This window comes from Dyella sp. PARNA 12/25, assembly GCF_055702865.1.
Genome location: NZ_JBVQCI010000014.1, coordinates 72,352 through 93,780, shown reverse-complemented (window position 1 = coordinate 93,780; position 21,429 = coordinate 72,352). Strand labels below are relative to the sequence as shown.

The following is a 21,429-nucleotide window of genomic DNA, read 5'->3' as shown; positions in this document are numbered from 1 at the left end:
GCAAAAGAAAAGTGACTCGAGCGTCCCACGGGGACTAGCTTTGCGTCGTCGGCAGACGATCGAAACGCCCGCCGCGTCCCACGGGACTAGCTCCGCGTCGTAGGCGGCACGCTGGCGGGAACGCCCGGCGAGAATCAAGCGCAAAGTCACTGGACCCCGGCCTTCGCCGGGGTGACGGTGAGGGGGTATGAGACGGTGAGGGGGACACGCGTTCTCGCGAGCACCCACCCCTCACCCCAACCCTCTCCCCGAAGGAGAGAGGGAGCAGAAGCTAGCGAGCTCAGCTCGCCAAATCGAGCAACTCGACCAACTCCGCCTCAATACCTTCCAAATCCGGAATCACCGCAATGTCATCGCGCACCAACACCTGCGCACGCACCCCCGGCGGCAACGCCGCACCATCGTGCGTCGGAATTATCAACTCCGCGTTGAGCGTCGTCAGGCGCGGAAAACCCTGCGTCACCACCGCGATAAACGGCAGATCCGCATGACCACCCAGCGCCTTCAGCACCGCCACACGCACGGCCTGCTCACTGTCACCCGCGCCAGCACCCGCCAGCGTATTGAACGACAGCAGCGGCACGCGCCAGCCACGCCACGCGATACGCCCCAGCAACCATGCCGGCGCACCTTCCACCGGCTCAGGCGTGGGCTGCGTGATCACTTCGGCCACGGTGGCGTTGGGCAGCAACAGACGCAGATTGCCCACCGGCACCAGTACACAACGAATTTCACGAGGTAGCGGTAAATCGCTCATCGCCGACCCTCCATCGACATCTCTTCGACCAGGCGCGCCGCCAGTTCAGCAGGCGTGCCCGAATAGCTGTTCAAACGTTCGGCTTCGATGCCATGCACCATATCGGCGAAATGCCCGTCATCGGACGTTTGCACCCATACCTGGCCACCGCGATCGTGGATCGCCTGGCAACCGCCCACACCATCGTTGGCATGGCCGGCAAACACAATCGCCTGTGCATTGCGGCCAAACACGTTGGCCGCCATGGTGAAGCTGGCATCGATCGGGGAGCTCGGTACATCTTGCCCGTTCAACGGTTGCAGCTCGATGCCACCATCACGGGACACCCGCACCTGCTGGCCCGCGGGCACCAGCAGCACTTCGCCAGTGCGCGCGCGCGCGCCCGGCGCGGCTACACGCACGGGCAACGAACTGTGCATGGCCAGGGTGTCCGAAATCGATTCCAGCGACTTGCCGCCCGTATGCTGGACATGCAGCACGGCAGCGCGCAGATCCGCGGGCAGACGCGACAGGAAGGTGCACACCGCTTCAACGCTGTCCGCAGCGGCGCCCAACACCAATAGGCGGCTGATCGCGCTGTCGAGGCCTTCGAGCAGCATTTCGTTGCCGCCCACATAGGTCGACGGGGGAGCAATGGCTTCTTCCATCGATACCAGCTCCAGGGTCATGCCCGGCTGGATGAATGACGAGGCCTCGTCGCCGCCTTCCGGTGCGAGGTAATCCGCGGCGCTGAGTTTCTCAACGCCGAAGTCCGCCGACGCAGGCGCCGGTGTCGGTACCGACGGGGGCGCATAGTCTTCGTCGACCAGAGACCAGCTTGATGCCGAACTGAAGGTGGGCGCCGAAATTTTCAACTCGTTGCCGTCGGACGCCAAGGCAGGCATGAACGATTCGTCGATCGGCGCGAGCTCCAGATGATCGAGCTGGAACGACGGCATCGCGCGAACCACCGCTTCCTGTGGTGCCTCTTCGATGGGTGCCGGGCCCTGCGTGACGAAGGTATCGACACCGAAGTGGCCGTCATGCAGCGGAGGCAATTCATCCTCGGCGTTGAACTTGAGCCCGGAACCGAAATCCTCTTCCTCGGCGGGCTCGTCAGCCGCCATCAGTGCTTCGAGTTCGGCAGCCAGGCTTTCGGACTGGAACTCAGCCATATGGGCGCTTGGCATCGCTACGGCCACATGCTCCACGGCTACCGCGGACTCAACATCCTGCGTGGCAGTTTCGGGGAGCGGCGGCATGTCGAGGTGCTCGACTACCGATTCGCTCTCCTCCATCACCAGCACTACCGGTGCATTCTGTGGGCGCGGCGGATCGAGGTCGCCCTGCGCCATCACTTTCACTGCGAGATGGCGTGCCCAACGAGCGCGATCCCAGCCATCGAGTGCGCGGCTGGCGGCCGCATCGTTGAACACCACACGCGGATGGTCGCCATCGATCACGTCGTAAAGGCGATCCAGTTCGTCGGTGGCATCATCATCGAGATTCACCACCAGCACTTCGGCACCGCTGGTGTGGATCAATTGCCGGGTCAAGGTGGAGAGTGCACCTTCGTGCACAATTCGCGCCCCGCGCTCCCGCAGCGCATCACGCAGCTGACTGCCCAGTTCGACATCGTCAAACACCAGTGCTACCGCAGTCGCCGCTTCAGCCATTGAACGACTCCGTGGGGTGCTGCTCCAGCACCTCGCTGATCTGCGCGAGCAATTCCACCTCTTGGTAAGGCTTGCCCAGGTAGCGATCCACGCCGATATCGAACGCACGCTGACGGTGCTTATCGCCAGTACGCGAAGTAATCATGATGATCGGCACGCCGGCCAGGCGCGGATCCGCCTTCATATGCGTCGCCAACTCGTAGCCGTCCATGCGCGGCATTTCGATGTCGAGCAGCATCAGGTCCGGTACGCGTTCGTTCAACTTCTCGATGGCGTCGACACCGTCCTTCGCCGTGCTGACTTCGTATTCGTGGCGCTCCAGCACGCGGCTGGTGACCTTGCGCATGGTGATGGAGTCGTCGACCACCATCACCAACGGACGCACGCGCGGCTCTTCCACCACCGGCGTCGGCACGGCGCTGAGGCCCTCGTCCAGACGCTGTTGACGGCGCACGACGCCATGGCGCACCAGCGGGGCGAGATCAAGAATGATCAGCACCGAACCGTCACCCATGATGGTCGCGCCGAGAATGCCCGGCACCGAGCTGATCTGCGGGCCAACCGACTTCACCACGATTTCGCGCGAGCCGATCACCGCATCGATGCGGATGGCCGCACGCAGGTCACCTGAGCGCGTCAGCAACAGCGGCAGCTGCTCTTCGTCGCCGGCGTGGCTGGCCAGGATGCCGAGCAGCTCGGACAGGTCATGGATGTCGTACATCTCGCCCGAATAGGCGAACGACGGCTCCGCTTCGGCCATGCGCTCAGCCAGTTCGGCCGGGCTGATGCGGGCCACGCCCTGCACCGAGGTCATCGGAATGGCAAAGGTCGATTCACCGATGCGCACCAGGATGGCCTGGGTCACCGCGAGGGTGAACGGCAGGCGCAGCACGAAAGTGGTGCCTTCGCCGGCCTTCGATTCGATCGACAGCGCGCCACCAAGCTGCTTGATTTCGTTCGCCACCACGTCCATGCCCACGCCGCGACCGGCGAGCTGGGTCACGGTGCTGGCGGTGGAGAAGCCCGGCTGGGTGATGAGCGCGAGCACCTGGTCGTCGCTGAGGCGTGTGTCGGAGCGAATCAGGCCGCGTTCCACGCCGCGCTTGCGGATGGCGTCGCGATCCAGGCCGCGGCCGTCGTCGGTCACACGCACCACCACTTCGGTGGCCTCGCGGGCCACGCGGATGCGCACCGAACCTTCTGCCGACTTGCCCGCCTTGCGGCGGTCGTTCGGCGATTCGATACCGTGAGCGACAGCGTTACGCAGCATGTGCTCGAACGGCGCCTTGATGCGGTCGAGCAGGTTGCGGTCCATTTCGCCATGGGCGCCTTCCACATACAGCTGGGCGCTCTTGCCTTCTTCCTGTGCCGCCTGACGCAGCGTGCGGCGCAGGTTGGGCACCATGGTGTCGAACGGCAGCATGCGGGTGCGCAGCAGACCTTCCTGCAGCTCCGAGCTGACGCGCGACTGCTGGATCAGCAGCGTTTCGGCCTGGCGGGTGAGTTCGTCGAGCATGCCCTGGATGGACACAAGGTCGGATACCGACTCGGCCAGTGCACGCGAGTACTGCTGCAGCTGCGAGAAGCGGTCGAGCTCGAGCGGATCGAACACCGCCATGCCCGCTTCGCGATGCTCGCGCTGGAAGCGCGCGATGATCTGCGCTTCGGTTTCGATTTCCAGCATGCGCAGCTGGCTGCGCAGACGCTGCACGGTCTGGTCGAGCTCGACCAGGTTGAAGCGATAGCCGGCCACCTGCTGTTCCAGGCGCGAACGATAGATCGCCACCTCGCCTGCATGGTTCACCAGCGTGTCGAGCAGCTCGGCGCGAACGCGGATCTGTTCCTGCGACGTGCTGGCGGCTTCTTCGCGCTCTTCCGGCAACAGTTCCGGCAGCAAGCTCGAGCGTTCGGGGAACGGCAGTACCGTGGCGGATGCTGGCGCCGCAGCAGCCGTCGTCGCATGCGACTCTTCGCCCGCCATCGCCAGGAAGCGGTCGATCATCGCCTGCGGATACGGCACCGGGCGGCCCTGCGCCACGCGCTGGACCAGACCATGCATCTTGTCGAAGCCGGCTTCCAGCGCCGCGATCAGTCCACCGATATGGGCCGCATCGGCCTGCAGCGGCTTTTCCAGCGCGGTTTCGATAGCGTGGGTAAGGTCGCCCACCGGCACCAGACCTGCGATACGCGCACCACCCTTCAGGGTATGCAGGTCGCGCAGGAGTTCAGCGAGATATTCGCTCGCCATCGGCTCTGCGCGCCACTGGGCGAGCACGCCGTCGGAATGATCGAGAAGCTCGCGAGCTTCCTCGACAAAGATTTCCAGCAGGTCGGGGTCGATCTGGCCGAGGTCGAGCATGTGCTCGCTCTCTTCCACATCGTGGGTGACAACGTGCGTGGGTTCGCTGACGAGCGGCTCGACGACCTCGACCATCGGTTCGACATGTTCCGTCGTCGTTTCCACGACGTCGGCGTCGTGTTCGACCACGGGCCCCACATCGACTTCTTCTACGTCGTCGGCGAGCAGGTGGTGCACGTCCTCGGCCGGGGTCAATGCATCCAGGCTGAGCTCGTGGCTCACAAGGTGCTCGATCGATTCCTCGGCGCCATCGCCCTTCGTGTCGAGTTCGAGCGCTTCGGCTTCGCCGAGGAGCTCGGCATAAACCGCTGCGAACTCATCCTCTTCCGCCGACCGAGCAGCTGCCGGCGTCGCCTCGACAACGTGGCTCACTGGCACCTGATCGGCAGCAGGCAGGTGGGCGTCGAGATCGAACTCGCCCAACGCGGCGAGCAACTCATCCGCGTAGTTGTCGGTTTCGGACGTGGCCGGTGCCGCAACGACGGGCTCTTCCGTGGCGTGACCGTGCGCTGTCGACAGCGCAGCATCGAGCGAAGCGGCAAGGGCGTCTTCGTGCGTCGTATCGATGGCGGCAGCGGCAGGCGCTTCGTCCATGTCGTCCGCGTGCGGCTCGAACAGGACGTGCGCCACCTGCGGTTCGGGCTGGCTGTCGCGCAGCTCGGTCAGGCGCTGGATCAGGCTGTCGAGATCCGGCAGCTGCGGCGAAGCCGCATCGAACTGCGCCATCACGTGATCAACGGCGTCGGCACTCTGGCCAAGCAAGTGCACGCCCTCGGTGGAGAGCGGCAGATTGGCGGCGCGCAGGCGCTTGAGCAGGCTTTCCAGCGGCGAGAGCAGCTGGGTCAGCAGCGGCACGTCGACCATTGCGATCGCGCCGTGCAGGGTGTGCACCGCGCGCAGCAGGCCGTCGTCCACGCGCAATTCGCCGCTGACGCGGTTGATGGCGGTACGAATGGTGGAGAGGTACTGCGCCACTTCGCTGCGCAGGATTTCCAGCAACACCGGATCGATCGGCGGCATCACCGGCGCATGGATCGTTTCGTGCACCGGCGCGAAACTTTCCGTCGGCGTCGTTTCGATCTCGGCCAGGCTGGCGCTGGGAATGCTTGCTGCTGCCGCATCCACACGCGGCACGCGACGACGCACTACGCGGCGCACTGTCTCGGTCGCGATGGCTGGCGTGACCACATCGGCGAGGCGTGCATCTTCCTGACCGGCGGAGATGCGCTCGGCGGTATCCATGATGGCGGCGACCGGTGCGGTCACGGCGCCCTCGCCCATCAGCGCTGATCGGAACTGCGGCAGGGCGTCGATGGCGGCCACGACCACGTCCTGCACGCCTTCGTGCGACGGGATCGACTGCTCCAACACGCGGTTGAGCATGTTCTCGATCTTCCACGAGAACTCGCCCAGCAGGGCAGCACCGACCAGGCGGCCGGAACCCTTGAGGGTGTGGAAGGAACGGCGAATCGGGGTGAGCGCGGCGAGCTGCTGCGTGTCCGCCAGCCAGGACTGGCGGGCGGCATGCAGGCTGTCGATCTCTTCCTGCATTTCTTCCAGGAAGATCTCGCGGATGTCGTCGTCGATGCCGGCCGTGCTGGACTGGAAGCCCGCGTCGACCGCGGCAGCACCGGATACCGGCACCTGCTCGAAGATCTCTTCTTCGATCTCCACCCACTCCTCGCCATCGCCCTGCAACACTTCCTGCGGGCTGACGTGCTCGGTGTCGGCCAGACGCAGGCCGGTGATTTCATGCGCGACGGGCTGCGGCGTATCGCTGCTGCCCACGATGAGGCCAGACAGGTCGTCGCCGTGCGCCAGACTGACGCTTTCGGTGAGCCCCGGCTGACTGGCGAGCGCGGCAGCCAGCGCTGCGTCCGTCGCCTTGGCGATGTGCGCGGGCGCTTCGTCCCACTCTTCCTGTGCCGGCGCGCGTGCGGCCGGCGGCGGCCAGTAGCCCAGCGTGCTGAGGCTGTGTTCGGCCACGTCCAGGATATGTTCCAGGCCACCGCGATGCTCGCGTGCCGCCTCGAGGTAGTACTCCAGCGCTGCGAGCGCATCGGCCAGCTGATCCATCTGCGCGCTGCTGGGCACGCGGCGATCCGCCAGCAATTCGTTGCCAACGAAACGGCCAATGCCTTCGGCGAGCTCAGCGGGTCGCGGCGCGGACAGCATGCGCATGGCGCCTGCCACTTCGTCCATCAGCGCGCCCACGTTGGCCAGCTGCAGCGGGTGCCAACCCGATTCCACGTAGGCGACGATGGCTTCCTTCACCTTGCCGGTGTTGGCGGTAGCCTCGTGCATCAACGTGGCGAGGATATGGCGAGCCTCGCTGCGCGGCAGCATGGTGGTGGGGCTTTCGGGCAGGTTTTCTTCGTCGGCACCCAGGCTTTCGATGTGATCGTCCAGCGATGCTTCGACGTAGAGCAACGCACCGGCCACGTCGAGCAGCAGCTCTTCGTCGGGTGCGCGTACGCGACTGGCGATCTCTTCGAGTACGCGGCGCTGTTCGTTCACCACGCGGCGCGGCACACCCAGGGCCAACATGCCCAGCGTATCGCCCACGCGTTCGAGAATTTCGGTCTGGTTGGCCAGCTGCGCGGGATCGGCGTCGGTCTGACGCAGGAACAGGTCCAGCGATTCCTTGACGCGCAGCAGGTCGTCCTTGAGCGCCTTGGCCACGGAGTCGAGCAGCGCACGGTTATGACCCGCCATCGAGCCACGTGCGTGTTCGATTTCACTGGCCTCGGGCAGCAGCGCGTCGAGTGCATAGGTCTGACGCAGCTGCTCCATGCGCGGGCTGCCCTGGCGCGCCTGCCCCACCACGTAGAGCAGCTTGCGCGCCAGTTCGTCGGCGTCACCGCCGCGCAGGCTGGCTTCGCCATGCTCCACCAGCTGACGGATGCTGCGATCCACCTTGCCGATCAGCTGGCGCACTTCGTTGGCCTGGCTCTTCAGGGCGCCCTGTTGCACGCCTTCGAGCACGCCGGCAGCAATCCACCACAGGCGGCGACCCGGCACGCTGTGACAACGCGCGGTAATCGCATCCAGCGTCTGGATCATGCCAGTCAGTTGCTGGTCATTGCCCTGACCTCGGAACCATGACAGCAACTGCTGTTGGAAACGCAGACGCAGCGTGGCCACTTCGTTGCGCTGACGCTCGAACACCACGTCATGCAGCGCGGCCGGCGCGTGCGCCGGCAGGGCCATCTCGAGGTTGGGCGTGAACAGCGCCGATTCGTGCAAGGCCTGCTGGCCACGGCTGGCGCGCAGGTCGTTGAGCAGCGGCAACAGCACCACCGGCACGTCGCGATGACCGCCGGACAAACGTTCCAGGTAATCAGGCAACTGCATCAGGCCACGCATCAAGGCCGCATAGGCCTCGTCGCGATTAGCCACGTGGTCTTCGAGCAGCGAGATGGCGAGTGTTTCCATCTCTTCGGTCACCATCGCCGCGCCGTACAGCTCGACCATGCGCAAGGTGCCCAGCACCTGGTGCAAGCTGTCCGCGCAGGAGCGCATGGCATCCCGGTTGCCCGGGTTGTCGACGTAGGATTCCAGCGCGTCGCGGGCTACGCCAAGCGTCTCGTCGAGCTCGGGCTTTACCCACTGCAGCGTGGTGAAATCGATGTGGTCTTGAAGTCTCATGCGCCCCTCTCAGCGGCCACGTAACGGCTTGTCACGCAACCATCGAGGTTGCCCCCTGTGAAAAATCGTTATCAGCCAGCTTTACTCTCAACCCGGCAGCTTGAAGTGCGCCACCGAGCGCCGCAGGTCACTCGCCAGCTGGGCCAGGTAACCGATCGAGTCGGCCGTCTGGCTTGCGCCTTGCGAGGTCTGCGAGGTGATTTCCTGAATCGCGTTCATCGACACTGAGACATCAGTAGCCGCGGTGTACTGCTGGCGCGCCTGGGTGGAGATGTTTTGAATCAGCGCGGACAGATCGTGCGACACACGCTCGATGTCTCCCAGCGCGCTACCCGCGTCTTCCGCGAGTCGGGCACCGGCCACCACTTCGGCGGTGGTCTGCTCCATCGAGTTCACCGCTTCGTTGGTATCGGACTGAATGGTCTGCACCAGCGTTTCGATTCGCTTCGTGGCGCTCGCAGAACGTTCTGCGAGTCGCTGCACTTCGTCCGCCACCACCGCGAAACCGCGGCCTGCTTCACCGGCCGATGCGGCCTGGATGGCGGCGTTGAGAGCGAGGATGTTGGTCTGCTCGGCAATATCGTTAATCAGTTCCACGATGGAGCCGATTTCCTGCGAGGACTCACCCAGGCGCTTAATACGCTTGGAGGTTTCCTGGATCTGGTCGCGGATCGAGTCCATGCCCGAAATCGTCTCGCGCACCACCTCGGCGCCGCGCGAAGCGATTTTCACCGAGCGCTCGGCCACGTCGGCCGACTCGGCGGAGTCCTTCGACACGGTATCCATCAAGCTCGCGATCTGGTTGATAGCGGTGGTGGCCGTGCTGATTCGCTGCGCCTGATGCTGTGCGGACTCTGCCAGGTGACGCGCAGTGGTCTGCGTTTCCTGTGCGGAGGACGACACCTGCTCCGACGTTTCGTTAATCGTCGTCACCAGGGTGCGCAACTCGTCGATGGCGTAGTTCACCGAGTCGGCGATGGCGCCCGTGATGTCCTCGGTTACCGTGGTCTTGACCGTCAGGTCACCTTCTGCGAGCGAACCCATTTCGTCCAGCAGGCGCATGATGGCCTCCTGGTTACGCTGGTTGAGTTCGGTCGAATCCTGGAAGCGGCGACGCTGGTCGGAGATCAACTGCACCACGAGCACGATGAGGAAGGCTGCCGCACCGATGGCGCCGAGCACACCCCACCAGAGGTTGGGAAACAGTCGTCGGGTCGGCAACTTGCCGATCTGATCAGCCAGTTCGTTCGCGCGCAGCAGCACGTTCTGCGAGTCCAGCGACGCCTGGTTGCCTGCGCGCTTCACGTCGCTGAGGTTACCGGCCGCGGAGACCAGCTTGCCGACCGGATCCTGCAGGTTGTCCCACTGCGTCTGCATATCGCCAAGGATCTTGCGCGCGTTCGCATCACCCATGGCGCGCACGCCCACTTCGGTGTTGCCTTCGAGCAAGCCCTTGAGCACCGAACCGTACAGCTGGCCGTCGCGGGCCAGGCCGTCTGCGGCGGGCTGCGAGGCATCGCCGCCCTGTAGCACTTCTTGCACTCGGCGGATCATACGGTCAGCCAGCAACATCTGACGGGCCGAGGTGTAGGTCTGCTCGGCACTGCCGCCCCGCTGCTGCAGGATGTTCACCACCTGCTCCATGCTCGAATTGAGCAGAGGCAGATCGCGTGACAGCGCACCGGCGCGTTGCGCCGAGTCCACCACCAGCGCTTTGTTGGAAAGGATCTTTCCGATGTCAGCGTCGAGCTGCCCCCACGCATTGCCCAGGGCAGCAACGGCGCGGCCGGCGGCCGAGGCGTTGTTGTCGGCGTAGGGCCTCAGCCCTCCCTTCTCATCGCCCTTGGCCAAACGCTGCACCGCCGAGTCGATGGCGTTGCGGTTGGTTTCCAACTCTTTGAAGGAGTCGACGTTACCGTCGGCAGCCTCGATGGCATATTTTGCCGTCTGCTGCGACAACACCTGGATCTGGGTGGTCAGACCCACTGCCTGCGAGTCTTCACGACCCCGCAGCGTGAGCATGACGAAGTCCACACCCGTAAAACCGAACGCGATGACCAGTGCAATGATGAGGCTTGTATAGCCTCGCTCTTTGCCCACGCCCCCTGTAGTGCTCATTTCGTTCACCTCGCCCGTCTACACCCCGCCGCTGCTCGCCGGCGAAGGCTTCGGATCATCGCCCTGATTCCGGCCTCGAACGGCGCCGGCCCTACTTGTCATCCAAACTGTTGCTGCTCAGGCCGCGGCCTGGCGGAAGTCCGGCGCACGCACCAACTTTGCCATGTTGAACATGGCCAGCTGCGGTTCGCCTACGCGATCGTCGACGAATCGCGTCAAGCGCGGGTCGTCCTCTTGCTCGGCATGGCGGCGCTGCTCGGCATCCACCGTGCGCTGCCCAAAGACTTCATCCACCAGCAGCGCCACGCTGCCGGTGCCCTGACGCACCACCAGCAAGCGCGTACGCTCGGTGTGCTGCGTACGGTCGCCAAACAGGAAACGCGCCAGATCGATTACCGGCACCAGATTGCCTCGCACGTTCGCCACGCCCATCAGCCAGGTCTGAGTGCCTGGCACAGGGGTCAGCGACGGTACGGCCAGCAGTTCGCTGATCTCGTCGATGCCGCTGACGAACAAGCGGCTACCGGAGCGAAAACCGATGCCACGCCAGAGGCCAGGGGCCTCCAGCTTTTCCGGCGTGCCGGAGGCGTGAGCCAGCGACAGTCGCTCGTAGTGCGCAAGGAGTTCGAAAGGCGTGAGCGAGGCGGTCTGGCTCATCGTTGCCTCAGGCAGCGCTGGGAAGCAGGTCGTTGATGCAGGCCAGCAGGTCTCTTTCGTTGACCGGCTTGGTGATGAACGCACGCGCTCCCTGGCGCAAGCCCCACACGCGATCGGTTTCCATCGATTTGGTGGTGATCATCACGATGGGAACGTTCGATGTATCCGGATCGCGCGTCAGCGTGCGCGTAGCCTGGAAGCCATTCATGCCGGGCATGATGACGTCCATGATGACCAGGTCCGGCTTCGCCGCGCGTACGCGCTCAATGCCTTCCTCGGCGTTGCCGACGGAATCGACGCGGTAGCCCGCACGCTCCAGGAGCGTGGTGAACACCCGCACGTCAGTCGGCGAATCGTCAATGATTAGAATATTGGCCACAGGTCCCCCTAGACCCTGTAGTCGCCGGCCTTACACCGTGCAGACATGTCGATGGATAGCGCCGAGCAGCTCGTCGCGAGTGAATGGCTTGGTCAAATATTGTTCGGCGCCGACGATGCGGCCGCGTGCCTTGTCGAACAGACCGTCTTTCGAGCTGAGCATGATCACCGGCGTTCCGCGGAACTGCGGGTTGTTCTTGATCAGCGCACAGGTCTGATAGCCGTCCAGGCGCGGCATCATGATGTCGACGAAGATGATCGCCGGCTTCTGGTCGGAAATCTTGGCGAGCGCCTCGAATCCGTCCACCGCCGTCAGCACGTCGCAACCTTCCTTCTTGAGCAAGGTTTCGGCGGTTCGACGGATGGTTTTCGAGTCGTCGATAACCATGACCTTGAGGCCGGCCAGGCCATTTCCATTTATGTTCAAGTTCACAACACCCCCCTGCGACCCGCCCCAGGCTCAGGTAAATCGCGCGACCACTAGCTCAGGGCTAGCGGTCCCATTTGGAGAAAATCCGTATTGTCGGTAAGACGTACGGCAACCATTCAGCCGGCAGGCACTCGTGCGTTGCTGTTTACCGCCTGCTCGCTCCAACGTCAAGCTGGAATCTCACGTTAAGCGTCCTACGTCATTGAATTGAGTCGTTTGCCCTATCGCAAGAGCGACCGCGGGAGCGGCCGGTGGCGATTCCGTAAGCAGCACCGCGAAGATTCACCCCTTCTGGCCCGGTGGGGCGGTGCACCGACCCTGGATCGACATACACTCCACGCTCCCCAAGGCTGGTGCCATCCGTGACACTGGCCGGTGCAAACGCGCTCTTGCCCGGCCCTGTGTCGGGATTAGATCGTGAAGAAGCTCTACTACCGGAGAATGACGATGACCCTTTCGGTCGCCGTGCTGATGGACCCGATCGGCTCGATCAAGATCGCCAAGGACACCACCTTTGCCCTGTTGCTGGAGGCCCAGCGGCGCGGCCACAGCCTGTTCTACATGGAACAGGGGGACATGGCGATCCGCAGCGGAGAGCCCTGGGCGCGCCTGGCGCCGCTCTCCGTGCGGGAGGACGCCTCCGGCTGGTACACGCTGGGCGAGTCCCAGTGGCGCGATCTGCGCGAAATGGATGTGGTGCTGATGCGCAAAGACCCGCCGGTGGATGCCCAGTTCATCTACGACACCATGGTGGCGGAGCTGGCCGAACGGGCCGGGGTGACCGTGGTCAACCGCCCCCAGGCCCTGCGCGACTGCAACGAGAAGCTGTTTGCCATGCATTTCCCCCAGTGCATGGCCCCGACCCTGGTGACCCGCGACGCGGCTGACCTGCGTGCTTTCGTGGCAAGCCAAGGCGAGGTGGTGCTGAAGCCCCTGGACGGCATGGGCGGGCGCGGCATCTTTCGGGTCAAGGCCGGGGACAGCAACCTCAACTCCATGCTGGAAACCCTGATCGCCGCCGGTCCGCACGGCGAGCACAAGCACTTCACCATGGCGCAGAAGTACATCCCGGAGATCACCTCGGGCGACAAGCGCATCCTCGTCATCGATGGCGAGCCGGTGCCGTATGCCCTGGCGCGCATCCCGCAGGGCAGTGATTTCCGCGGCAACCTGGCCGCTGGTGGCCGTGGGGTGGGCGTGCCGCTGAGCGACCGGGATCGCTGGATCGTGTCGCAGGTGGCGCCGGAACTGCGTCGTCGCGGCCTGTGGTTCGTGGGGCTGGACGTGATCGGTGACTACCTCACCGAGATCAACGTCACATCGCCGACGTGTGCGCGCGAACTGGATGCGCAATTCGGGCTTAATATTGCCGGCCAGCTGTTCGAAGTGATCGAGCAGAAACGAATCGGAACCCGCGCCGCGTGAGCCAACCTGCTGTCCGCACCGGCGCCGACATGTTCGGCGCCACGATGCTTTTCTCGCTGTTGCTGCACGGCGTGCTGATCCTTGGCATTGGCTTCAACTACGTGAAGTCCAAGCCCAGCCTGCCCACGCTGGACGTGACCCTGGTGGACGTGGCCAACCGTGAGTCGCCCGACAAGGCCGACTTTCTGGCCCAGGCCAGCAACAGCGGCGGCGGCGAAAGCGACAAGGCCGCGCGCCCCTCGCAGCCGGTATCAGGCGCCCTGCCCCGGCCCACGTCCGGAGTGGCGCCGCAGCCGGTGGAGGCCAGCGCGCCGCGCCCGCAGGAAGCGACGGACGACAAGCTGCTCACCACCACCGGCAACAGCCACTACAGCGTCAACACCAGCAGCGCCAAGCTGGAGCAGACCCAGCAGGATCTCCCTGAGTCCCCTGACGAACTCAAGCGCAAGCAGGAGATGGCCCAGCTTGCCGCCGAGGTGCGCAACCAGAGCGAGCAGTACGCCAAGCGGCCGAAGAAGAAGTTCATCTCGTCCAACACCAAGGAGTACGCCTACGCGGCGTACATGCGTGGCTGGGTGGATCGCATGGAGCGGGTCGGCAACCTCAACTACCCCAACGAGGCGCGTCGGCGCGGGCTGCATGGGGATGTGTTGATGACGGTCACATTGAACCGCGATGGTTCTGTGAAGGGCATCGAAGTCGTGAAGAGTTCGGGTCAGCCGCTGCTGGATGCTGCGGCTCAGCGCATCGTGCGCCTCGCGGCGCCGTTTCCTGCGATTCCTGTCGATAAGGAGCATATCGACGAGTTGAACATTACGCGGACGTGGCAGTTCATGCCGAATGATGTGTTGCGTAGTCGTTGATCGTTTCTGAGGGGTGGCCTTGAGGGGCCCTTGCCGTTTCACTAGAACCGTCACCCCGGCGTAGGCCGGGGTCCAGAGCCTCGGTTTTTGGTTGTGGCGTCTCCGCCAGCGTGCCGCCTACGCGGCGGGCGTTTCGATCGCCTGCCGGCGCTCGAGTCACTTTTCTTTTGCTGGCCCAAAAGAAAAGTAACCCAAAGAAAATGGCCTCCAGAGCGGGGGGATCGTAGCGTCGTGCCGAATAAAAGACTTGGCGGCCGCGAAGCCCTGGATCATCACGATCGTCCGACACGCGATACGGCTACACCGCAACGCGCCATAGCGGAAAGGACTTAATGCGACAGGGTGCTGCGCGCGCTTAGCCCCCTCTCCCCTCCGGGGAGAGGGCTGGGGTGAGGGGCGGGTGCTCGCCACGAGGTATCTATCCCCTGTTCACCTGCACAAACGACGAATTCTGCTCAGTCAAAGAGTCCCGTCTCACCCAAGCAAACACATGAACGGCGGCCACGTCACATCGCCTCCATCGCCTCTCCTCCCTTCACTCACCTCTTTGTCACGGGCCCTTCCCCCTCCGGAGGGCTTACAATGCAGCCATGACAGCTCCCCGTCCCCCGTCATCTCTCGCCGGTCACTTTCTGATCGCCATGCCCAGCCTGGCGGAGCCGCCGTTCTCCCGTAGCGTGGCTTTCATCTGCCAGCACGACGAAGACGGTGCGGTCGGCCTGTTGGTGAATCAGCTTTCCGAGTATCGCCTCGGTGACGTACTGGCCCAGATGAAGCTGGAGTGCAACGACCTGGAGCTGGCCGATGCACCCGTGCTGATTGGCGGACCGGTGCAACAGGAGCGCGGCTTTGTGCTGCATCGCGAACCCGGCCACTGGGAATCCAGCTATCGCATCAACGCCGAGTGGTCGGTGACCACGTCGCGCGACATCCTGGTCGCCATGGCTCATGGCGAGGGCCCCCATCTTGCCGTCATGGCACTGGGTTATGCGGGCTGGAGCGCCGGTCAGCTGGAGCAAGAGCTCAAAGACAACACCTGGCTCACCGTCGAAGCCAGCGAACGGGTGGTGTTCCACACGCCGCTGGAGGAGCGCTGGAGCGCCGCCGCCGGACTGGTCGGGGTTGACCCCCTGCAGTTGCCTGGCTACGCGGGACACGCATGAGCTGTGTGTTCGGTTTCGATGTCGGCAGCAAGCTTATCGGCATTGCTGTCGGCAATCGTTTTACGGGTAGCGCACGCGGACTGGCAGCCATCGCCGTCCGTGAAGGGGAACCCGACTGGTCCAGCCTCGACGCCCTGCGCAAAGAATGGCAGCCGGACACGCTCGTGGTCGGCTTGCCGTTGACGCTGGAGGGCGAGGAACAGCCCGCCAGCAAGCGGGCCCGCCGCGTCGCCGACCAATTTGCCCAACGCTACAACCTCCCGGTCGAGCTCACTGACGAACGCTACAGTTCGCAGGAAGCCGCGCAACGCTTTGCCAGCGCACGCGCCGCCGGGCTGAAAAAGAAACGCGATGCCGCCACGATCGATGCCGAAGCCGCTGCGGTCATCCTCGAGCGATGGCTGGCATCGACTGAAACCACCGGAAACTGACCTCTCTACGGACTGCCACCCGCCATGAGCCCCCGCCTGCGCCACCTCACCACGCTCGAGCATCTTCCCCGCGAAACCATCGAGCGCCTGCTCGACCGTGCGGAGTACATGCGCGACGGTTGTGCCCACGGCACGCGCAAGCTGGACACCCTGGCAGGCCGCACCATCCTCAACCTGTTCTTTGAGCCTTCCACGCGCACGCGCACATCGTTCGAGCTGGCGGCGCGTCGCCTCGGTGCCGACGTCATCAACTTCGATATCGGCTTCTCCTCCACCAGCAAGGGCGAGGCGCTGTTCGACACGCTGCATACGCTGGAAGCGATGCACCTTGACGCCATCGTGGTGCGCCACAAGCAGTCAGGTACACCGGAAGAACTCGTGCGCCACGCCATGAGCGGCGTGTCGGTGATCAACGCGGGTGATGGCAACCGAGCACACCCCACCCAGGGCCTGCTCGACGTGCTGACCATTCGCCAGCACCGCCCGGATTTCAACCGGCTCACCGTGGTGATCTGCGGCGACGTGAAGCACTCGCGCGTGGCGCGCTCGGATGTGCACGCGCTGACCGCGCTGGGCGCGAAGGAAATCCGCTTGTGCTCGCCAAGCGGCCTGATGCCGGAAGCCCATGAATTTCCGCAGTGCGTGATCACCGACGACTTCGACGCCGCCATCGAAGGCGCCGACGTGGTGATCATGCTTCGCCTGCAGAAGGAGCGCATGGTCGCCACCGACCTGCCCGACGAGGCGGCCTATTTCACCCGTTACGGCCTGGACAACCGCCGCCTGCAACGTGCTGCCAAGGGTGCCTTGGTGATGCATCCGGGCCCGCTCAACCGGGGTATCGAGATCGCATCGGAAGTGGCCGACGGCCCGCAGTCGCGCATCCTGGAACAGGTCGGCAACGGCGTGTTCGTGCGCATGGCCGTGCTGGCGGAAGTACTGGGCCGCTAAGCCCCTACCCCACGCTCATCCCCAAACCACGACCCAAAAGGCCGTGGTTTGCCGCGATATGTCACGAATTACAGGCATAATACGCGGCGCGATAACACCTCACTTTTTAAGGGAATAGACATGCGATCGACGACGCGCATTGCCGCGGTGGGCTTTGCCGGCCTGCTGCTGGCTGCATGCCATCACAAGGACAAGGACGCGCCCCTCGCTTTTGTGCCGGCCGACACGCCTTACGTGGTGGCCAACCTCGACGTGCTCGATGACGACACGCGCAAGGCCTTGCTCGCCCAGGCCGATGCCCAGCTCCCCAGCGAGCTCGTGCAGCTGCGCTCGACTGCCGACGACATGGCGGAGAAGGATCCCGATGCATCGCGTCTGCTCAAGGCGCTCGTCGCTGAGCTGGACGGCAAAACCATCGAAACGTTTGCGCAGAACGCCGGCCTCAACATCAAGGGCCGCTCGGCCTTCTACGGTCTTGGCCTGTCGCCGGTCGTGCGTTTCGAACTGGTCGATCCCAAAGCATTCGATGCGTTCGTAGGCCGACTGGAAGCCGCCTACGGCAAGTCGTTCGAGACCGCCACCATTGGTGGTCAGAGTTACCGCAAGCACGTCTCCGCCGAAGCCGGCGTGCAGACGGTAATGGCGGTGGTGGGCAAGCAGGCGGTCGCCGCGCTGCTGCCGGCCGACGCACCGGAAGCCACGCTGCGTCTTGCGCTTGGCCTCGATCGCCCGGCCAAGAACCTGCAGGACGACGGCCGCCTGGAGAAGCTGGCCAAAGCCAAGGACTACCAGCCGTGGGCCATTGGCCAGGTTGATCTCACGCGCCTGCTGCCGCTCGCCGCCAGTGGCAAGGACCCGCTGTTCAATGCGCTGATCAAAGCCCGCGCCGAGAACGAATCGGCCAAGACCGGCGAGCCGGTGGAGAACCAGCTGAAGGTGTCGCCCAGCTGCGAGGGCGAGGCCACCCGCATCGCCTCTCGCGTGCCGGCGCTCAGCTTCGGCTACACCAAGCTCGACCAAAAGCACCAGGACATCCGCTGGGACGTGACGCTGGCTGACGACATCACCAAGGCCTTCTCGGGCATGAAGGTGGAGCTGCCGGGCCTGGGTGCCGCGGGCACCGCGCCGTTCGACATCAGCCTGGCGCTGCCTGTCGCACAGCTTCGCCCCTTCCTGTCGGCTCAGGCTGAAGCCGTCGCGTCCAAGCCGTTCACCTGCCCGTCGCTGACGGATCTCAACGACGGCTTCGCCAAGATCGGCCTGATGGCTCAGCAGGCGGCTGTACCGCCGGTGGGCGACCTGCTGGGTGCACGCGTGGCGCTCGACAGCTTCGAACCCGGCAGCAATGACAGCATGCCCAAGTTCAGCGGTCGCATTGTCATCGGCACCACCAACCCGGCCGGCCTGCTGGCGATGGCGCAGATGGCCTCGTCCGGCCTGCAGCAGCTGAAGCTCACCACCGATGGCAAGGCCGTGGCCCTGCCGCCGGAGGTCACTGCTCCGCTCGGCACGCCGGTATGGGCAGCCATGAGCCCGAAGGCGCTGGCGCTGGCCATTGGCCAGGGTGAAGACGCCAAGTTGGGCGAGATGCTCAATGCCGCCAGCGGCGACGCAGGCCGCTTCGGCCGCCTGAGCCTCAGCGGTGAGATGTACCAGGCCTGGGTGAAGGCCATGGCACAGAAGGCCGAACATATTGCCGAACTCACCGCTTCGGCCGAAGCCGGCGACGCTGACGCACTGGCCACCGCCAAGGCGGCGACTGAGCGCACCAAGGCGCAGTTCGAGTCGATGCAGGCGCAGGCCGCACGTATCAAGTCGCTCGGCGGCGATATGCGCATGGACAGCAAGGGCCTGGTGATCACCAGCCAGACTGAGCTGAAGTAATTCCCTGCCCGACATTCGCTATAGAAAAACGGGGCGCCTTGGCGCCCCGTTTTTTTGGCACCTTCGTCAGTAGTCCTGCGCATCAATGCCGTCGCGACCTTGGGGGCGAAAACGTTGTCTCGCGGCAGACGCCCAGAGACAGGGCTGCGCGATGACCACGCGTCAGCGCAAAAAAAAGAAGGAGCCCGACAGGCTCCTTCTTTCCGTACCAGTTGGTTGAACGGATCAGCGGCGCAACAAACCGCCACCGAAGTTCTGCGAATCGCGCGTCTCTTCGATCTCCACGCCTTCCAGGCCCTGCGAAAGCGTATGCGCGTCGCCGCCCTGGGCCAGCTTAATGCGCAGGCGCACTTCGTTCGAGCTGTCCGCGTGGCGCAGCGCGTCTTCGTAGGAAATCTCACCGGCGTGATAGAGCTCGACCAGGCTCTGGTCAAAGGTCTTCATACCCAAGTTGGTGGATTCCTTCATCACTTCCTTGAGCTTATGGATCTCGCCCTGGCGGATGTAGTCCTGCACCAGCGGCGTGCCGAGCAACACTTCCACCGCGACGCGACGTGCCTTGCCGTCCGGGGTGGGAATGAGCTGCTGCGCCACCACGCCCTTGAGGTTGAGCGAGAGATCCATGAACAGCTGAGAACGACGGTCTTCCGGGAAGAAGTGCAGGATGCGGTCCATCGCCTGGTTGGCGTTGTTCGCATGCAGCGTACACAGGCACAAGTGACCGGTTTCGGAGAAGTTGATGGCGTGCTCCATCGTTTCGCGCGTACGCACTTCGCCGATCATGATGACGTCGGGCGCCTGGCGCAGCGTGTTCTTCAGCGCGTTGTCCCAGCTATCGGTATCAATGCCCAGCTCGCGCTGCGTGATGATGCAGCCCTCGTGCTTGTGCACGTATTCGATCGGGTCTTCGATGGTAATGATGTGCCCGGTCGAGTTGGCGTTGCGGTAGCCGATCATCGACGCCAGCGAGGTGGACTTACCGGTACCGGTACCGCCCACGAAGATGATGATGCCGCGCTTGGTCATCGCCAGCTGTTTGATCACCGGCGGCAGGCTGAGCTCTTCGATGGTCGGGATTTTCGACTCGATGCGACGCAGCACCATGCCCACGCAGTTGCGCTGATAGAAGCAGGACACACGGAAGCGGCCCACGCCCTGCGCCGAAATGGCGAACTGGCACTCGTGGGTCTTTTCGAACTCTTCGCGCTGCGAGGGCGTCATCACATTGAGCACCATGTCGCGCGACTGCTGCGCAGACAGTGGGCTCTGTGTAATCGGCACGATGCGTCCCTGCACTTTCATCGACGGCGCGACACCGGCCGTGATGAACAGGTCCGATGCCTTCTTGTGCACCATCAGTTTCAGGAACGAGGTGAAATCAAAATCACTCATGGCACGGACCTCCGAGATTCAACACCAACCACTGCTTACTTGAAGATGTCCTTGTTGCGCGCATAGCTGGACGCCTGCTGGCGCGTCACCAGGCCACGCTTTACCAGGTCCTGCAGATTCTGGTCCAGCGTCTGCATGCCGTACTGCTGACCGGTCTGGATGGACGAGTACATCTGCGCCACCTTGTCTTCGCGGATCAGGTTACGGATGGCCGGGATGCCGACCATGATTTCGTGCGCCGCGATACGCCCGCCGCCCACCTTCTTCAGCAGCGACTGCGAAATCACCGCGCGCAGCGATTCGGAAAGCATCGAACGCACCATCGGCTTTTCGCCGGCCGGGAACACGTCGATGATACGGTCGATGGTCTTGGCGGCCGAGCTGGTATGCAAGGTGCCGAACACCAAGTGGCCCGTTTCCGCAGCGGTCAACGCCAGGCGGATGGTTTCAAGGTCACGCAATTCGCCGACGAGCACGTAGTCCGGGTCTTCACGCAGCGCGGAACGCAGCGCCTCGTTGAAGCCGTGGGTGTCGCGATGCACTTCGCGCTGGTTGACCAGGCACTTCTGCGAGGTGTGCACGAATTCGATCGGGTCCTCGATGGTGAGGATATGACCGTATTCGTTCTTGTTGATGTGGTCGACCATGGCCGCCAGCGTGGTCGACTTGCCCGAACCGGTGGGGCCGGTAACCAGGATCAAACCTTGCGGCTGCTCGATCAGCTCGCGGAACACGGCCGGCGCAGCCAGATCTTCCAGCGTGAGCACTTCGGAAGGAATGGTACGGAACACCGCACCGGCGCCGCGATTCTGGTTGAACGAGTTGACGCGGAAGCGGGCCAGGCCGGGAATCTCGAACGAGAAGTCGACCTCGAGGAATTCCTCGTAGTCGCGACGCTGCTTGTCCGACATGATGTCGTAGATCAGCGAGTGCACTTGCTTGTGCTCCAGCGCTGGAATGTTGATGCGGCGCACGTCGCCGTCCACGCGGATCATCGGCGGCAGGCCGGCGGACAGGTGCAAGTCCGAGGCCTTGTTCTTCACCGAGAAGGCAAGCAGTTCGGCGATATCCATCTGGCGTTCCCCTCAACCCATTCTTCTGGATGGCACGCTGCATTGGGTAGAACGGTGGATTTTCCCCGGACACAGCCGCAGGGCGCCCAGGCGCCCATGCCATCCGAATGGTCCCAACCTGGTTCCCCATGCAGCGGCCCGATACTACCCGCGCCATGGCCCGTGCCACCAGTCTTTCCTTTGGCCGTGCCTCCAAACTGCGGACTGGGGCCTGTTCACGCCCGCCGGACGGGACGACGACGGCC

The 21,429-nt window shown here is 64.1% G+C and carries 15 protein-coding genes; 6 read left to right on the top strand and 9 right to left on the bottom strand.

What is annotated here, in order from left to right; genetic code table 11:
- Window positions 1–280: 280 nt before the first annotated feature.
- The 7 genes from AC0GUR_RS19890 to AC0GUR_RS19860 form a co-directional block, all read right to left on the bottom strand.
- Window positions 281–757, bottom strand: coding sequence for a chemotaxis protein CheW (locus AC0GUR_RS19890; RefSeq protein WP_472879246.1), 477 nt, complete (start codon window positions 755–757; stop codon window positions 281–283).
- A complete protein-coding gene (locus tag AC0GUR_RS19885) occupies window positions 754–2,412 on the bottom strand; it encodes a chemotaxis protein CheB (RefSeq protein WP_472879245.1) in 1,659 nt (552 codons plus the stop codon). The genes AC0GUR_RS19890 and AC0GUR_RS19885 overlap by 4 nt, the downstream gene beginning before the upstream one ends.
- Complete coding sequence (locus AC0GUR_RS19880) at window positions 2,405–8,419, bottom strand: Hpt domain-containing protein (protein ID WP_472879244.1); 6,015 nt, start codon at window positions 8,417–8,419, stop codon at window positions 2,405–2,407. Before AC0GUR_RS19880 ends, AC0GUR_RS19885 begins: the two co-directional genes overlap by 8 nt.
- Window positions 8,420–8,506: 87 nt before the next feature.
- Window positions 8,507–10,537 (bottom strand): methyl-accepting chemotaxis protein, encoded by a 2,031-nt coding sequence (locus AC0GUR_RS19875; protein ID WP_472879243.1) that lies wholly within the window; start codon window positions 10,535–10,537, stop codon window positions 8,507–8,509.
- Between the two features lie 117 nt (window positions 10,538–10,654).
- Complete coding sequence (locus tag AC0GUR_RS19870) at window positions 10,655–11,194, bottom strand: chemotaxis protein CheW (protein WP_472879242.1); 540 nt, start codon at window positions 11,192–11,194, stop codon at window positions 10,655–10,657.
- A gap of 7 nt (window positions 11,195–11,201) precedes the next feature.
- Window positions 11,202–11,573 (bottom strand): response regulator, encoded by a 372-nt coding sequence (locus AC0GUR_RS19865; protein WP_472879241.1) that lies wholly within the window; start codon window positions 11,571–11,573, stop codon window positions 11,202–11,204.
- Between the two features lie 30 nt (window positions 11,574–11,603).
- Complete coding sequence (locus tag AC0GUR_RS19860) at window positions 11,604–11,960, bottom strand: response regulator (RefSeq protein ID WP_199096830.1); 357 nt, start codon at window positions 11,958–11,960, stop codon at window positions 11,604–11,606.
- Window positions 11,961–12,449: 489 nt separating this feature from the next.
- Between AC0GUR_RS19860 and gshB the strand changes: the two genes are divergently transcribed.
- The 6 genes from gshB (at window position 12,450) to AC0GUR_RS19830 (ending at window position 18,719) form a co-directional block, all read left to right on the top strand.
- Window positions 12,450–13,427 carry a glutathione synthase gene (gshB, locus tag AC0GUR_RS19855; protein ID WP_472879250.1) on the top strand — a complete coding sequence of 326 codons (978 nt, stop codon included), beginning with the start codon at window positions 12,450–12,452 and terminating at the stop codon, window positions 13,425–13,427.
- The gene (locus tag AC0GUR_RS19850) at window positions 13,424–14,290 is read left to right on the top strand and encodes an energy transducer TonB (RefSeq protein WP_472879240.1); all 867 of its coding nucleotides are present in this window, start codon (window positions 13,424–13,426) and stop codon (window positions 14,288–14,290) included. The genes gshB and AC0GUR_RS19850 overlap by 4 nt, the downstream gene beginning before the upstream one ends.
- A gap of 590 nt (window positions 14,291–14,880) precedes the next feature.
- Window positions 14,881–15,453: a YqgE/AlgH family protein gene (locus tag AC0GUR_RS19845; protein WP_472879239.1), complete on the top strand. Its 573-nt coding sequence runs from the start codon at window positions 14,881–14,883 to the stop codon at window positions 15,451–15,453.
- Window positions 15,450–15,884: a Holliday junction resolvase RuvX gene (gene ruvX, locus AC0GUR_RS19840; protein ID WP_472879238.1), complete on the top strand. Its 435-nt coding sequence runs from the start codon at window positions 15,450–15,452 to the stop codon at window positions 15,882–15,884. Before AC0GUR_RS19845 ends, ruvX begins: the two co-directional genes overlap by 4 nt.
- 24 nt (window positions 15,885–15,908) lie before the next feature.
- Window positions 15,909–16,835, top strand: a complete 927-nt coding sequence (locus tag AC0GUR_RS19835) for an aspartate carbamoyltransferase catalytic subunit (RefSeq protein ID WP_472879237.1) — start codon at window positions 15,909–15,911, stop codon at window positions 16,833–16,835.
- Between the two features lie 120 nt (window positions 16,836–16,955).
- The gene (locus AC0GUR_RS19830) at window positions 16,956–18,719 is read left to right on the top strand and encodes a hypothetical protein (protein ID WP_472879236.1); all 1,764 of its coding nucleotides are present in this window, start codon (window positions 16,956–16,958) and stop codon (window positions 18,717–18,719) included.
- A 225-nt stretch (window positions 18,720–18,944) separates the two neighbouring features.
- On the opposite strand, the gene AC0GUR_RS19825 is transcribed toward AC0GUR_RS19830, so the two are convergent.
- Both AC0GUR_RS19825 and AC0GUR_RS19820 read right to left on the bottom strand, forming a co-directional pair.
- On the bottom strand, window positions 18,945–20,111 hold the full coding sequence (locus tag AC0GUR_RS19825) for a PilT/PilU family type 4a pilus ATPase (RefSeq protein WP_472879235.1): 1,167 nt from the start codon (window positions 20,109–20,111) through the stop codon (window positions 18,945–18,947).
- Between the two features lie 35 nt (window positions 20,112–20,146).
- Window positions 20,147–21,184: a type IV pilus twitching motility protein PilT gene (locus AC0GUR_RS19820; RefSeq protein WP_472879234.1), complete on the bottom strand. Its 1,038-nt coding sequence runs from the start codon at window positions 21,182–21,184 to the stop codon at window positions 20,147–20,149.
- Between the last annotated feature and the right edge of the window lie 245 nt (window positions 21,185–21,429).